Source organism: Pseudomonas sp. WAC2 (genome assembly GCF_030403525.1).
Lineage (GTDB): Bacteria > Pseudomonadota > Gammaproteobacteria > Pseudomonadales > Pseudomonadaceae > Chryseomonas > Chryseomonas luteola.
In genome coordinates this window covers 419,331-433,666 of record NZ_JAUEPD010000002.1, presented here as the reverse complement: position 1 = coordinate 433,666, position 14,336 = coordinate 419,331, and the positions used below count along the sequence as shown (strand labels likewise).

General features: G+C 56.6%; 15 protein-coding genes. 1 reads left to right on the top strand and 14 read right to left on the bottom strand.

Features of this window, described 5'->3' with window-relative positions; all coding sequences use genetic code 11:
- Positions 1-9 precede the first annotated feature (9 nt).
- Positions 10-801 (bottom strand): cellulose biosynthesis protein BcsQ, encoded by a 792-nt coding sequence (bcsQ, locus tag QWJ10_RS06220; RefSeq protein WP_289924805.1) that lies wholly within the window; start codon positions 799-801, stop codon positions 10-12.
- Positions 792-1,181 (bottom strand): hypothetical protein, encoded by a 390-nt coding sequence (locus QWJ10_RS06215; RefSeq protein ID WP_289924804.1) that lies wholly within the window; start codon positions 1,179-1,181, stop codon positions 792-794. Before QWJ10_RS06215 ends, bcsQ begins: the two co-directional genes overlap by 10 nt.
- A 268-nt stretch (positions 1,182-1,449) precedes the next feature.
- Here QWJ10_RS06215 and dacB point away from each other — a divergent pair, with 268 nt between their 5' ends.
- Positions 1,450-2,910 (top strand): D-alanyl-D-alanine carboxypeptidase/D-alanyl-D-alanine-endopeptidase, encoded by a 1,461-nt coding sequence (dacB, locus tag QWJ10_RS06210; RefSeq protein WP_150346968.1) that lies wholly within the window; start codon positions 1,450-1,452, stop codon positions 2,908-2,910.
- A 22-nt stretch (positions 2,911-2,932) separates the two neighbouring features.
- Here dacB and QWJ10_RS06205 read toward each other — a convergent pair whose 3' ends face one another.
- From QWJ10_RS06205 to QWJ10_RS06150, 12 genes are all read right to left on the bottom strand, one after another.
- Positions 2,933-3,346: a hypothetical protein gene (locus tag QWJ10_RS06205; RefSeq protein ID WP_010795076.1), complete on the bottom strand. Its 414-nt coding sequence runs from the start codon at positions 3,344-3,346 to the stop codon at positions 2,933-2,935.
- A 350-nt stretch (positions 3,347-3,696) separates the two neighbouring features.
- On the bottom strand, positions 3,697-3,855 hold the full coding sequence (locus tag QWJ10_RS06200; RefSeq protein WP_010795077.1) for a DUF3309 family protein: 159 nt from the start codon (positions 3,853-3,855) through the stop codon (positions 3,697-3,699).
- Between the two features lie 174 nt (positions 3,856-4,029).
- Positions 4,030-4,653, bottom strand: a complete 624-nt coding sequence (locus QWJ10_RS06195) for a 3'-5' exonuclease (protein ID WP_010795078.1) — start codon at positions 4,651-4,653, stop codon at positions 4,030-4,032.
- Positions 4,653-6,452: a DUF294 nucleotidyltransferase-like domain-containing protein gene (locus QWJ10_RS06190; protein ID WP_289924803.1), complete on the bottom strand. Its 1,800-nt coding sequence runs from the start codon at positions 6,450-6,452 to the stop codon at positions 4,653-4,655. Before QWJ10_RS06190 ends, QWJ10_RS06195 begins: the two co-directional genes overlap by 1 nt.
- A gap of 61 nt (positions 6,453-6,513) precedes the next feature.
- Positions 6,514-8,172: a cation acetate symporter gene (locus QWJ10_RS06185; RefSeq protein WP_197872340.1), complete on the bottom strand. Its 1,659-nt coding sequence runs from the start codon at positions 8,170-8,172 to the stop codon at positions 6,514-6,516.
- Positions 8,169-8,480: a DUF485 domain-containing protein gene (locus tag QWJ10_RS06180; RefSeq protein WP_019365825.1), complete on the bottom strand. Its 312-nt coding sequence runs from the start codon at positions 8,478-8,480 to the stop codon at positions 8,169-8,171. The genes QWJ10_RS06185 and QWJ10_RS06180 overlap by 4 nt, the downstream gene beginning before the upstream one ends.
- 295 nt (positions 8,481-8,775) lie before the next feature.
- Positions 8,776-9,678, bottom strand: a complete 903-nt coding sequence (locus QWJ10_RS06175; RefSeq protein WP_289925072.1) for an HlyD family secretion protein — start codon at positions 9,676-9,678, stop codon at positions 8,776-8,778.
- Between the two features lie 42 nt (positions 9,679-9,720).
- Entirely contained in the window at positions 9,721-9,924 is a 204-nt protein-coding gene (locus QWJ10_RS06170) for a DUF1656 domain-containing protein (RefSeq protein ID WP_289924802.1), read from the bottom strand.
- The gene (locus QWJ10_RS06165) at positions 9,911-11,905 is read right to left on the bottom strand and encodes an FUSC family protein (protein ID WP_289924801.1); all 1,995 of its coding nucleotides are present in this window, start codon (positions 11,903-11,905) and stop codon (positions 9,911-9,913) included. Before QWJ10_RS06165 ends, QWJ10_RS06170 begins: the two co-directional genes overlap by 14 nt.
- A 92-nt stretch (positions 11,906-11,997) precedes the next feature.
- The gene (locus QWJ10_RS06160; RefSeq protein ID WP_019365829.1) at positions 11,998-13,140 is read right to left on the bottom strand and encodes an MFS transporter; all 1,143 of its coding nucleotides are present in this window, start codon (positions 13,138-13,140) and stop codon (positions 11,998-12,000) included.
- Positions 13,141-13,258: 118 nt separating this feature from the next.
- On the bottom strand, positions 13,259-13,585 hold the full coding sequence (gene grxD / locus QWJ10_RS06155) for a Grx4 family monothiol glutaredoxin (protein WP_010795086.1): 327 nt from the start codon (positions 13,583-13,585) through the stop codon (positions 13,259-13,261).
- A gap of 233 nt (positions 13,586-13,818) precedes the next feature.
- Positions 13,819-14,250 (bottom strand): hypothetical protein, encoded by a 432-nt coding sequence (locus QWJ10_RS06150; RefSeq protein ID WP_010795087.1) that lies wholly within the window; start codon positions 14,248-14,250, stop codon positions 13,819-13,821.
- Positions 14,251-14,336: the final 86 nt, after the last annotated feature.

Sequence of the window (14,336 nt, the reverse complement as noted above, 5' to 3'; positions counted from 1 at the left end):
CTTGATTCCTCAGGAATACTGCCGTTGACGCGTATCAGATACAGGTGTGGTCTGCTGCTCAAGCGCGGCCAGCAATCGCTGCGCAAGCATATCGAGGTCATGGGCGGCGGCCGATGCCGAATCGAATGCGAAAACCGATTGCTGACTTGCCAGCGCCTCAGGCAGTGACTCGTCACGATGGATCATGCCCAGCAATGCACCGCCGCAGCGCGCCTGCAGAAACACCGAGACGTCTCGATTGAGGCGCCGCCGCCGATCCACCTGATTGACTACATAGCGCACGGTTTCCGTTCCAGCACTGCCAAAGAACTCACCGGACTCGATGTCCGGCAGCAATGCAACCGAGCCTGCATCGGCCAACAGTACCGCTATGCAGAGATCCGCCTGATGGATAAGTGCGCTCAGAGCAGCGCTTGGGCCAGGCGGCGTATCTGCCAATACAATCACGTTGGGAATCGTGAGCAGATCTGCCAGCCCTTCCTTCAGAAAAGAAGGATCATTGAACAGGCGGTGCTCGAACGCCAGACGCGTCGCTGCGCTAACCCGTCCGTATGGCAGCACCTGAATATTGCTTGGAGAGGTTACCTTTAGCTGCCGCCAGTCTGCGCCCGTCAGAGCGCTTTCAACAAATCCCTGACTCAGCCCGAGCGGCAACCCAAAATGCAGGCGCAAAGCGTTCTGCACGTCGAAGTCAACCAACACCACTGGACGCCCCAGACGCTGAAGTGCATACCCCAGGCTGGCCGTCACGGTCGTCTTGCCTACACCACCCTTGGGAGAGGCAACACAGATTAACGGCATGTGGCAATACTCTTGAGTAGCGCTTTCAGAGAGCCCTGAGGTTGAAGGTCTACCTCGTCCACTGCCGGTTTAATTTTGAAGATATTGCCAAACGGGTGGGCGGCTGAGGCAGGCTTGGCCTGGACATCCACCGGAGGAGCGATGCCTGACGAGGGTTCACGCGCCTCGTGTAAGGGATTGCTCGTCACCGCTGGAATGGCCTCGGTAGAGACCGCAGAAGAAGAATGGATAACAGGTAATGGCTGATCAACAGGCGAGGCAATGGCCTCGAGAAGTGCCCACCCCAGCGTATCCCCTGCTTGAGCCGATGCCCCAGACTGCCGGTTCAGGTTTTCTTCATTAAGGCTGTTAATGTAGTCCCGGATGTCCCGCTCGCTCATGATAGCAATCGTCTGTATGGCAATTTGCTATCATTTTAATACCTAATGCACAATCGATCATTATTTTTTGCGATATTTGTCACATTATAGAGATCCGCCAGATAAATGGCTGTTTAATTCCTCCAGGCGGAAAGCTGACAACGCGTGCTAGTCATTTCACAGGCTGTATTGGCTATAAACCGGTTTGCTGCATAATGTCTGTTTCTTGTAACAGATCGCTCGGCTATCACCTTTTCATCTCGGCCCAGCCTTCTTTTGGGGTTTGTTAATGCTGAAATTCTTCCGCTCCGTTTCACTTGCGCTAGGCCTTCTGCCTCTGGGCTTACCCGCTCTGACCTACGCCGACACTGCCGTGCTGCCACCTAAAGTGCAGCAGCTCATGCAAAAGAACAAGCTGGCCAATGACGAGCTGTCCCTGGTCATGATTCCGCTGGATGCTGCCGGAAGCGCTGACTTTTACAATGCCGATGTTTCCGTAAACCCTGCTTCTACCATGAAGCTCATTACGACATTTGCGGCGTTGGAACTGCTAGGCCCTACCTATCAGTGGAAGACGGAGTTCTACACCGATGGCCAGCTCCACAACGGAGTGCTCAACGGCAACCTTTATCTCAAAGGCGGTGGCGATCCAAAGCTGAACATGGAAAAACTGTGGCTGATGATGCGTGATCTGCGCGCCAATGGCGTCACCCAGGTCAACGGGGATCTGGTTCTGGATCGCGGCCGCTTCATCAAACCCGAACTTCCTGTTTTCAACGATGACGGCAACGATGAGAACAAGCCGTTCCTGGTTGGCCCGGATGCCTTGATGGTCAATCTGAAGTCGGTCCGCATGGTCATTCGTGCCGATGACGGCAAGGCCAGCGTCTCGATGGACCCGCCGTTGACCAATGTGCGGGTTGAGAATCAGGTCAAGGCCGTGGGCAAAGGCAAGTGCCCTGCGTGGCCTGAAATACGGTTCAACCCAGTCACGGAAGCGGACGGCACTGCCCTTATCGTGACGGGCAACCTGCCTAGCGGTTGTAGCGCTCAGAGCTACCTGTCGCTGCTGGATCACCCAAGCTATACCGCAGGTGCCGTACGCGCCATCTGGAAGGAACTGGGCGGCACCATCATGGGCAAGGACCGGGAGGGTACGGTACCCAAGAGCGCAGAGCTGCTGGCTCGTTCCTTTTCGCCTGATCTGGTCGAGATCATTCGCGATATCAACAAATACAGTAACAACACCATGGCGCGACAGCTGTTCCTGTCCATTGGTGCCCAATACCGCACCAGCGCGGACGCGAATGATGGCGTAGCGGCGCAGCGTGTGATTCGTCAGTGGCTGGCCCGCAAAGGTATCACCGCCACGCACCTGGTCATGGAAAACGGCTCGGGACTGTCCCGCGATGAACGCATCAGCGCGCGGGAAATGGGCCTGATTCTTCAGGCAGCCTGGCGAAGCCCCTATGCCTACGAATACATCTCTTCCCTGCCCATTGCAGGCATGGATGGCACGCTGCGCAAGCGCCTGAAGAATACACCCCTGCTCGGACAGGCCCACATGAAGACGGGAACGCTCAATAACGTACGTGCCCTGGCCGGCTTCAGCCGGGATGCCAATGGCAGGACGTGGGCGGTGGTTGCGATTCTGAATAGCAGCCGTCCCTGGGGTGCGTCCAGCGTACTGGATCAGGTTATGGTGGATCTGTACAACCGTACCAAGCAGGACAGCACTGCTGCTCGCTGAGAACAGCGGCTACGGGAGGGCTTCAGCCCTCCCGCTCCCAGGCACACCGTGCCCGCAAGTCATCTTCCTGTGGGCTATGGAAGCCTTTCTCAGATTCCCAACGGAACGTATGAGTACCGCTCAAGGCGGTTTCCAGATGCACCACGGCGCTGGCCCAATAGAGGCGTTTGAGCAGGGCTTCGAACTCTTCGACCCATAATTTCCACTCATACTCGACGCCTTCATAACTGGCACCAAAGTGAATGACCTGGGTTTTATAAAGACCTGCGCCGGCCTGCTCGCACTGGCTAAACATCTCCCGTCCCAGAAATGCCCAGGAATCATGAGGGAGATTGGCCAGGACACGACGATTCAAAGCCCGGCGCATCCGGCGCTCCATGGAGTCGCTCGTCGGCCAATCCTTGATGCAGCCATACACTATGGATTCCGAATCCACGGAACACTCCCTCTTTGCTACTCCTTGGGCTTTTATCACAGCCGCCTGGCCGATTAAACGCCGCGCAACACCTGAATGATCGCTCCGTGATGCAAGGCACTGAGACGAGTGAAATAAGAAGAGGTAGCGCAGAAAAGACAAAACCAGAGCAAGCAACGCTTGGCTCTGGTTTTGTCTCACAACTGACATCGGCAAGGCAGGCCGGTGAAGAGAACCCTACTCTCTTGCACCTCTTTGGGCAAGAATTTTCTCCTACGCACCAAACAGGGGCAAAAAGTAGGGAATAGCCTGTCTCAATCGATTCTTAAACAATTGATTATAAAAGACTTTTAATCTTTAAGTCGTCGATGCTAGATCATTCCCAGCAACACCAGCACGAGCAGTACGACCAGCAACACGCCCACGATTCCGGACGGGCCATATCCCCAGCTGCGCGAGTGCGGAAACACGGGCAATCCACCAATCAACAGAACAAGCAGGACCAGAACCAATATGGTAGTCAGCGACATGATGCATCTCCTTATAACCGCTACGGGAATCCACAGCACAGGTCACTTCCCATCACCGAGACCGGAAAAGCTCGGGGAGTAAGAAGAAAGCGTACCTGTACTATCGGACTGCTACCCCTGCGGAAAAGTCCTGTAACCGTTTCGCTTGTTGACGAGAAGCACACTATTTTCTGTTTAGTACGGCTTGGGCACAGGCCCCTTCAATAATTTAAGAAACATCAGCGAAACCGTTTGTGCGTCCCCAAGCGCGGTATGCCGCCCCGTCACCGGTATGTCCAATGCCCGCGACAAGGTGTCAAAGCGCAAATCCAGGTGCACATCAGGAAACAAGCGGCTGACCTTGCGATGATAGAGCGCCGACACTTCGATCCGGGGATTCGTCAGCCTGGGCATCCCGTAACGGCGGAAATGACGACTGAGCACGGCGATATCAAAGGACACGTAATAACCCAGCAGCGGGCGATTTCCGATGAAGTCTTGCAGTTGTCTCAGGGCATCCTGGATATTGAGCTGCCCCTCCAGATCCATCCGACGTAGCTTGTGAATGCGGATCGATTCGGCGTCCAGGCTGGGTGGCGGCTCGACGTACAGTTCAAGACGTTCCCCTACCTGCATCTTCCCCTGTCGAATGAGTATGGCACCCACACTGAGAATATCGGCCCGACGTGGATCAAGGCTGGTCGTTTCCAAGTCCAGCGAAACGATCTCATCGGCGTCCATCGGGTCATGCCACCACCAATGCAGGCGTTGCCGCCAAAGGGGCCAATGCAAATCAGGTCTTGAGATGTAGGCAGCCATCAACGCGTATCCAGATGAAACAGACGTCCCAGGGTTTGCTTGAATTTTTTAACTACATGGAGGCTGAAGCGCAGCAGGTCTCGCTCGGCCCGACTCAGGATCGACACATCGATACCTTGCGTTAATCCATTCCTGTCACCTGCCAATTGCTGGGACAGCCGTAGCTGCATGAACAGCTCGAAAGCCTCTGCAAGGTTATCGGCCATGTTTCGATCCAGAACGCCCCGCTCGCCCAGCATCTGCAGTCTGCCCAAGGTGCCACGCACCATCAAACCGTCTCGCAGGGCGAGTATTCGGGTCCCATGAACGATCGGGAAAAGCCCTCCACGCTTGATGTCCAGGCGTTCGCCAGATATTTTGAACCCACCAAACAAGGTCAATGGCGTATCGAACTGTAAGGCAGCCAGCGCCATATCGCTCAGCCAGCGCTCCCCCGGACCAGACCACACGCTCAGCTGAGCCTGCACAGCCATAAACCAATGCTCATTTCCGGCTACAGGGTGGGCATCCATCAGAATGGACAGACGCAGCAGCTGCTCAGGATGCCCCTCGCGGGCGGCCGTCAGCAGCTCATGCCGCCACTCACTGACAGGCTTGCACCACACCGCATTCGAGGCCATTACCCCTCCTGGGCATTGAGGGTAACCAAACCCCGTGAGCGCCTCATTGAAGCGGGCCATCCAGGCCAATGCCTCCTCGTTTGCAATGTCGTCTGCATGAATTAGCGCATTATCCTGATCGGTCTTGAGCAGTTGCTCTCCTCGCCCTTCGCTTCCCATGACCACCAGGCAACAACGGGAGCGATACGCTACAGGAACACACTGCTCGAAGACGCGCGCCAGCAACTGCTCATTCAGCGCGCTGACCAACTGCATGATAAAGCGCAGCCGGATGCCATTACCCTCCAGGGTAGCAATCAACGTATCCAGGGTTTCGGCGGCTCGCTGCAACTCATCGAGCGTTTCGGCGCGGGCGATTCGCAGCGCCAGAACATGAGAGTGGGTGGAAAAAAGACTCAATACCTGAGTCAAATGCAGCAGGCCGACTGCCTGATTACCTTGCCTGACCACGACCCGCTCAATGCGTTGGCGGGTCATAAGAATCATGGCATCGAATAGAAAGTCGCCCAGCTCTATAGAGGCCAGCGGCTGATGCGCCAGCGTCCCGACAGGTGTCTCGTCGCCCAGCCCCTGCTGGAAATGAGCAACCATCAGGTCCGTTCTGGTCACAATACCCAGCCCTTCAAAGCCGTCTTCCAGCCGGACCAGCAACGCATCGGCGCCGACCTTTAGCTGCGTACGGGCAGCCTCGCCCAATGACAGATCGGCACCGACTTCCACCGCAGGCATCAGATGCTCACGGGCAATGCGGGTCAGAATGAATTCCGCCAGATTCTGCCCGTCCCGGCGTGCCAGTTGCCGCTTGGTGGCAAGGCTTGCCTGGAAATAAGAAGCAAACGAGGTATTTCGCTCGCACAGTTCATGAAACATCTTGGCGTTGAGTTCGTAGACAATGCTCTCTTCAACAGCTCGATAGGCATGCCGGGTCTGCCCATCAAAAAGCCCCCGCACATCAAAGAGATCGTCCGGCCCATAGTGTGCAAATAGCTGGTCGTCCTTGCCACGCTCCTCAATGACACCCTTCAGCACGATATAGAGTGCAAGTGTGACGCTACCCGGCTCGATCAGTATCTCGCCAGGCACGTAGTATCCGACCGATAGCGCCGAGCGAAGCAGGTTGCGTTCGTATTCGCTCAGCGTATCGAACGGGGCCGCCTCGAAATTGAAATTATCCGGCATGACGCGAATTCGCCTGAAATGAAAACGGCAGGCCCTGACGAGCCTGCCGATTCAGTACGACTTAGTGGGCCACTGCGCCGGAAGCGCCAAGACCCGTCTGAGAGCGAACGAACTGAGGGAAGAATCGAGCACGCTCTTCATCGGCTGCGGTAGATTTGTCCGTAATCGAGAAGAACCAGATCCCGATGAACGCTACGAGCATGGAGAACAGTGCTGGATACTCATAAGGGTAGATCGCCTTTTCATGACCCAGGATAGTGACCCAGATGGTCGGGCCCAGAATCATCAGAGCCACCGCTGTGATCAGACCCAACCAGCCACCGATCATGGCACCTCGCGTGGTCAGCTTCTTCCAGTACATGGAGAGCAGCAGTACCGGGAAGTTACAGCTGGCCGCGATTGAGAAAGCCAGACCCACCATGAAGGCGATGTTCTGCTTCTCGAATAGAATACCCAGGCCGATCGCAACCACACCCAGCGTCACAGTGGTGATCTTGGAGACACGTAGCTCATCCTTTTCGTTGGCATTGCCTTTCTTGATCACGCTGGCATAGAGGTCATGGGACACCGCCGAGGCACCCGCCAGGGTCAGACCTGCTACTACCGCCAGGATGGTTGCAAACGCTACCGCCGAGATGAACCCCAGGAAGATGCTGCCGCCCACCGCGTTGGCCAGGTGCACCGCCGCCATGTTGTTGCCACCAATCAGGCCACCGGCAGCATCCTTGAACGCAGGATTGGTGCTGACGAGTAGGATCGCGCCGAAACCGATGATAAAGGTCAGGATGTAGAAATAACCGATGAACCCGGTAGCGTAGAACACGCTCTTGCGAGCTTCTTTGGCATCACTCACCGTGAAGAAGCGCATAAGAATGTGCGGCAGACCTGCAGTACCAAACATCAGCGCCAGCCCCAGGGAGAAAGCCGAGATTGGGTCTTTTACCAGACCGCCGGGGCTCATGATGGCCTCGCCTTTCGGATGGACCGCGATAGCCTGGGAGAACAGCGCACTGAAGTCGAAGTTGACGGACTTCATTACCATGACGGCCATGAAGCTTGCGCCCGAAAGCAGCAGCACCGCCTTGATGATCTGTACCCAGGTGGTTGCTAGCATGCCACCAAACAATACGTACATCACCATGAGGATGCCGACCAGGATCACCGCCACGTGGTAGTCAAGGCCGAATAGCAGCTGAATCAGCTTGCCGGCACCTACCATCTGAGCGATCAAGTACAACGCCACCACCACCAACGAACCACAGGCAGACAGGGTACGGATTTCCTTCTGTTTGAGGCGGTAGGAGGCAACGTCGGCAAAGGTGTATTTGCCCAGGTTACGCAAGCGCTCGGCAATCAGGAACAGAATAATCGGCCATCCGACCAGAAAGCCGATGGAGTAGATCAGGCCGTCATAACCCGACGTAAATACCAGCGCGGAAATACCCAGAAAGGAGGCGGCAGACATATAGTCGCCTGCGATTGCCAAACCATTCTGAAAGCCCGTGATGCGACCGCCAGCAGCGTAGTAATCTGCCGCTGAACGGTTGCGTTTGGAAGCCCAATAAGTGATCCCCAATGTCCCCGCCACGAAAGCAACGAACATTACGATAGCGGCCACGTTCAAAGGTTGCCGTTGAACGGCACCGGTCAACGCATCGGCAGCCCAGGCAGCCGGAGCGAACAGAGCCAGTCCCATTACTGCAGAGAGAGGCGCTTTCATTGTTGAACCTCCTTCAAAATGGCACGGTTAAGCTGGTCGAATTCACCGTTGGCACGGCGAACATAGACACCTGTCAGGATAAAAGCGGAAAGAATCAGACCGACACCGATCGGAATTCCCCAGGTAATCGGACTATCCGGGTTGATCCGAGCACCTAACACATGTGGCGCAAAGGCGATAAGCAGGATGAAGGCGACGTAGAGTCCTAACATGATCAGGGAAAGCAGCCAGGCAAAACGCTCACGCTTGGCAACCAGTTCTTTGAATTGCGGATTTTGTTCTATCCGCCGGTAGATGCTGTCGTTCATTATTGTTGTCCTCACAGCGTGACGGGGATCGTCGATTTGTACTCTAGGCTACCGGCACCTGACAGCCAGACGACTTTAGTCGTAACCGGGATAAAGAGGCTGTTTTGCGGGATAAAGGGTAGAGGCTTAAAAGTGCGACCCTGTAGTCCCGCTGACGCGGCGGGACTGGAGCGGTCGGCATACGGCGCGGATGCCGAATACGCTTACGGCGGCAACAGCAACGTGGGTTATCCGGCCTGATCAACCATAGCTATTTGTGTGACGGCATGTGTCTCGAGGGCTATCGGCGGGCCCGCTAGTAATCCCACAGACTGCGCCACCCTTCCAGCGGATGATGCCCTTCGGCATCGAGCACCGAGACGCTAGCGGTCATTCCGGCACTCAGTTGCACCTCCGGTGGCACATCCAAGAGCTCTACGCGGACCGGAATACGTTGCGCCAGCCGTACCCAATTGAACGTGGGCTGAACTTCCGCCAATAGTTGCTCGTCCGGGCTTGCGTTGCGGTCGGTAATCCCGCTGCTGATACTGGCCACACGCCCCTTGAGAACGCCTTTGTGGCTCATCAGGCGGATATTGACAGCATCCCCCACCGCAATATGCGGAATCTTGGTTTCCTCGAAATAGGCCATGACGTAGAAAGAGCGCGTATCAACCAGCGCCATCACAGCTTCACCGGTACGCACGTAATTACCTTCGGCAAATCGCAGGTTCGTGATGCGCCCTTCACGAGGCGCCAGCACTTGGCTACGCGCCAGGTTAAGCTCCGCCAGCCGGATATCCGTCAGCGCTTCCTGATACTGACTCCGTGCCACAGCAGCGTTGATCTGCGCATTTTCCCTGTCTTCGGCACTAATGGCGCTGACACCCAGACGATTACGGCGCTCAGCCTCGCTCTCACGCAGGCGCAGCTGCTGTTTGCGTGTATCGGCAACGGCGCGGGCGTGGTTGAGCGTAGCCTGGTAGCGCTCCCGGTCGATCTGCATGATCAGATCACCTTTCTTGACCAGCTGATTATCCTTCACAGGCAAGCGAGTCACCCAACCGGCCACATCGGGCGAGACGACTACGACATCGGCTCGAACACGCGCATCACGCGTCCAGGGCGAGAGCATGTAAAACCGCCACAGCCATAGGCCGGCCAGCACCGCCACCATCACCACGACCACTGTAATCGCTACACGGGCCACCTTGCGCATCATGCCCTCCTCATCCAAGCGTTCATATTCACCGTGACCACGTCACGTCGCGGCAATCCAGGTAATGGCTGCGAGCAGCAGCAGAAACAGTGCGCACCCAAATAGCGCCTCATGCCAGATCCAGCGACTCGCATGAAGTTTATGCATGACCAGCCGAATCACACCTGTCAGTAATAAAGCCGCTACCGCATAAAGAAACAGCGGGCTCAGGTAAACGCCGCTGATAGCCCATTCATGCAGGTCCATGGTGATCCTCAAGCGATTGGCACCACATCGTCCAGGTTCGCTGCAACTGGCGAACCGCTCCATGAGCCAGGCGCTTGGGCTCATCCGGCTCTGGTACGGCTTCTAATACAGAGCGTAATCGGTTCGCGGGTTCATCCAGCTGCTCCGGCCGTACATGCTCCAGACCATTTGCCAAGGCTGCCGAAAACGCCTGTAGGAAACGATCGCGCTCCGCCGCCAGTGAGCCGGTCGCCCCGTCAAGGCAGGCGCGCAGGTGCAACAGCTCATTACCCAGATCCAATGCCAGCAGGCCATCGTGCCAGCGACGACGCTCATGAAGCGGCATGAGGTTGATATTGCGTGCCAGTTGCAGCAATCGATCGGCCATCCGCCCTCCAAACCAGGTTTCAGCAATACCAAGAGGGCGCTCTGTCAGACGCTGCAGGTCATAGGTCGTGGCTGAAAGAATTCTTCGGATCAGCCGCCGCGGGTGACGCAGTGTAATCAAACGAAAGATCACGACGGCAAAGCCAACTCCAATGACCAGCGCCTGGGCCTGATTGAGCAGGTTAGCCATGTCCATGCGGGTATGGTTGTTTGGCGAAACCAGCACAATGAAGTGCAACGCAAACGCAGTAGCCGTACCTACCACCGCCGGCGGCCCCGCCATTCCAAGCGCGGCAAAAAACAGCGGAACCCCCATACCCAGGCACAATAACGGGAAGCCGGACCATGACGGCAATACGGCCTGGCTGACAACAATGGCCACCACGATGGCGTAGGCAATACCACGAAGAAAACTTAGGCCGATCTGAACGGCGTTATCGCGGTTGGCGAACAGGCTGCATAAAACAGCACCCAACAGCATGGCACCGGTTGCGGCAGGCCAGGCGGTGTTCAACCAGAAGATCGCAAGTCCGAGCAATGCTAACGCGCTGCGCATTCCATACAACAGCGCCGTCTGGATGTCACGGTGCCAGGACAGTGCCGAAGGAGCACTGTCATCAGCCACGCCACGGGCAACCGCCCGTTCGGCCTGTTCAGCCGTTAGGGCCTTGCCGAGCAGAATGCCCAGGCGAGCTAGAAAGTAGCGCTGGTCATTGTTGTAACGTGGGTCATTGAGCTCGTCACGGAGCCGGTTGAGCAGTGCCTCAGTGGCCGTTGGCTCGAACGGATCCAGATGCTGGATGACCTCTTCACGCCAGGGCGCGACCGCCTCTTGCTCATTCGCTTCAAGGTTACGCCATTGGCGAACCACGCCCCGCGAGGTACGCAACAGGCTCAGCAGATCTCGACAGAACAATCGCAACGCCCGGGCACGCTGACGTCCCCGATGGCCCTCGAACCATGTGTGGTCGCGCTGCGCATCAACAGCCACGATCTGGCCAAACACCCCAAGCAGTCCGGTCGCAGCGGTTTCATCTTCAGCCACCTCAGCGCGTGCTGCCTGCAGACCCGCCTGCCAGACTTTGCTGGCCTGTTGACTCAGGTTCTGCTCTACACGTTGCGGCCAGATCACCGAGCTGACGATAGACGCCACAATGATGCCCATGCAGATTTCCGTGCAGCGAGCGACTGCTTGATCAAAGACGCCGAGCGGCTGAGCAATGGCTGGCAGACCAATGATCGCTACGGTGTAGCCGGCCAGAACGAAGGCATAGGACACATGATTGCGCAGCAAGGTCGACGCAGCGGTGCACAACCCGAGCCAGAGCGCCATGGCCAGAAGAAAAGCCCAGGGCGTCTGTGCAAACAGGCCAATCAACACCACAGACATGATCGTCCCGGCTACGGTCCCGATCAGACGAAACAGACCCTTGGCTACCACCATGCCGGACAACGGCTGCGAGACGATAAACACCGTCATCATCGACCACGTGGGCTGTTCAAGATCGAATCGAAACGCAAGCCATAGGGCCAGACACGCCGCAAAAAGCGTCTTGACCGCAAACTTGAGCGCCAACGGGCTAGGCGCAAGGAAAACCTGCCAGGGAATACGCACGTGCTTATTATCGTCGAGTGATGACCGATAGGCTCACGAACGCGTCAGGAAGTTCCTTGCATCAGCCTGGACAATACCAGGCTGGTGGCTCGCTAGCCTCTTCGAACGATGCCGGCGCGCAGACACAGCGCGGCACATAACGCCACAATGGACAGCAAGGCCAGCTTAAGTCCTACTGCCTGGGCCAACAGACCGATCAGCGGAGGCCCCATGAGCAGCCCTCCATAGCCCAGGGTAGCAACAGCAGCAACGCCAACCCCCGGGTCGATGCCCGGGCGATTGCCTGCAGCGCTGAAAAGGATCGGCACAATGATCGACAGTCCCAGACCGGCCAGAGCAAACCCAATGATCGAAATGATCGCATCAGGCGCCAGCAGCGCTACAACCATCCCCAGTGTTGCCAACCCTCCAAGCGCACGAACCAGTGAGTGATCCTGAAAGCGAACACGCAGGCGATCACCAAAGAGTCGGCCAAACACCATCGTGGCGGAAAAAGCGGCATATCCCAAGGCGGATAACCCTTCGCTGGCACTCTTCACATCATGCAGAAGCAAGGCGCTCCAGTCAGCGATAGCGCCTTCGGACACAAACGAACACAACGCCATGAGTCCCAGCCCTACGACTGCCATGGGCGGCAGACGCAGACCTGAACCCTTGTGGGTACGCGCAGGCATGTGCTCATCAGGCAAAAGCCGTTTACCGCCAGGCAGCAGAAAGATAAGGGCAATCACTGCCAGTAAGAGGAAATGCCAGACAGGTGACAATGCCACCAGCGCAGCCGCCCCTAGCGCACCGACCAGGCCGCCAAGACTGTACATCCCGTGAAGAAGCGAAAGCGTCGGACGCCGAAGGGCTCGTTCGACTTCTACAGACTGCGTGTTGACCGCAACATCCATTGCGCCACTGGCCAAACCAATAAGGTACATCGCCAAGGCGAAGCTGAGCCATTGATGGGCCAGCCCGACCAAGGGAAAGGCAAGCAGGAGCAATAGCCCTCCACCAATTACAATCCGGCGGCTACCCAGCCAGCGCTGGAGAATTCCTGTCAGGGGGAACGCTGTCAAAGCACCCAGCCCCAGGCACAGCAACGCTTGCCCAAGCGTACCTTCGTCAAGTCCGGCCTGCATTTTCAAGGCCGGTATCCGCGCCATCAGACTGCCGTGTACCAGTCCATTGATAGCAAAGAAATAAGCGCAAGCCCAACGCGCAGAGCCTGCCAATGTCTTCTCAGCCATAACCACTCCAGCAAAACGAAGCCCCGCCGAAGCGGGGCTTTGTTGAATCCGGTTGACTACCGGACAACCCAGGCAGTCAGAGCCGAAGCGGTTACCAGAAGTTCATCTGGCCATCCGATCAGGCCTCGGTTTTACCCGCAGCGCCTTTGACCAGCTGCTGAAGCTCACCTTTTTCGTGCAGCTCCAGCAGGATATCGCTACCGCCTACCAGCTCACCGTTTACCCACAACTGGGGGAACGTTGGCCAATTGGCATACTTAGGCAGATTGGCCCGGATCTCAGGATTTTGCAGAATGTCCACATAGGCGAACTTCTCACCACACGCCATCAACGCTTGCGAGGCACGGGCAGAGAAACCGCACTGCGGAGCATTGGGGGAGCCTTTCATGTAAAGAAGAACAGGGTTATTGGCGATCTGTTCTTTGATCGTTTCGATGATATCCACGGTGCACCTCGCTGAATTTCAGTGCTGACCAGTGTAACGGAAAACCCAGTGAAACGCTCGGTTTTGCCTCTGGCCACCCGTCCATACAGATAGGGGCAACAGGAACAATTTACAAGCCTGATAATGGCGTGACTTGGCGCAGGAGGAGAAATTGGCGGGAGGAAGAAAGATGAACGCGGCAGTCGTTTCTCTTCGAACCGGCGAACTCCATGTCCGCCGGTTCGAGCTCATCCTTAATGGATAGAGCTGATGGTGCCTTTCTGACCAGTCACTTTGACGTTGACGGCCTTGTACACCAGGTAGTCCTGAACATCGACTTCATAACGCGGAGCAACGATTACGTCAGCACCCGAAGCCTTGACAGCCTTGTAAGCTGCAGCAGCTTTGGCCGAGGAGACTGGATCCAGTCCCAGAGCAAAACCACCTTCACCACCACCATAGGTTACGCCGTCTGCGAACTTGCTATCACCACCCAGCTTCAGCATACCGAACAGAACGTTTACGGAAGACTGGCCTGTGATTGTTTCGCCTACTTTGACGTCCGCTTTCAGACCGGTATCAACCGCGCCACCCAGAGGCAGAGCTGGCTGACTTACGTTTTGGCTGGCACAGCCAGTGAGCAGGGCCAAGGTAGAGAAGGCAGCGGCATACACTACGCGTTTCATGCAATACTCCTTTGCATACAATTTTCCAATAACCCCGTTGCGGGGTAATAACGTCGCCTCGAAAGGCGGGCGGCATAGTAGTCATT

Bases quoted from the DNA above. Each gene is read 5' to 3' on its own strand.
- bcsQ (WP_289924805.1), bottom strand. From the start codon at position 801: ATGCCGTTAATCTGTGTTGCCTCTCCCAAGGGTGGTGTAGGCAAGACG.
- QWJ10_RS06215 (WP_289924804.1), bottom strand. From the start codon at position 1,181: ATGAGCGAGCGGGACATCCGGGACTACATTAACAGCCTTAATGAAGAA.
- dacB (WP_150346968.1), top strand. From the start codon at position 1,450: ATGCTGAAATTCTTCCGCTCCGTTTCACTTGCGCTAGGCCTTCTGCCT.
- QWJ10_RS06200 (WP_010795077.1), bottom strand. From the start codon at position 3,855: ATGTCGCTGACTACCATATTGGTTCTGGTCCTGCTTGTTCTGTTGATT.
- QWJ10_RS06195 (WP_010795078.1), bottom strand. From the start codon at position 4,653: ATGGCTGCCTACATCTCAAGACCTGATTTGCATTGGCCCCTTTGGCGG.
- QWJ10_RS06190 (WP_289924803.1), bottom strand. From the start codon at position 6,452: ATGCCGGATAATTTCAATTTCGAGGCGGCCCCGTTCGATACGCTGAGC.
- QWJ10_RS06185 (WP_197872340.1), bottom strand. From the start codon at position 8,172: ATGAAAGCGCCTCTCTCTGCAGTAATGGGACTGGCTCTGTTCGCTCCG.
- QWJ10_RS06180 (WP_019365825.1), bottom strand. From the start codon at position 8,480: ATGAACGACAGCATCTACCGGCGGATAGAACAAAATCCGCAATTCAAA.
- QWJ10_RS06175 (WP_289925072.1), bottom strand. From the start codon at position 9,678: ATGCGCAAGGTGGCCCGTGTAGCGATTACAGTGGTCGTGGTGATGGTG.
- QWJ10_RS06170 (WP_289924802.1), bottom strand. From the start codon at position 9,924: ATGGACCTGCATGAATGGGCTATCAGCGGCGTTTACCTGAGCCCGCTG.
- QWJ10_RS06160 (WP_019365829.1), bottom strand. From the start codon at position 13,140: ATGGCTGAGAAGACATTGGCAGGCTCTGCGCGTTGGGCTTGCGCTTAT.
- QWJ10_RS06150 (WP_010795087.1), bottom strand. From the start codon at position 14,250: ATGAAACGCGTAGTGTATGCCGCTGCCTTCTCTACCTTGGCCCTGCTC.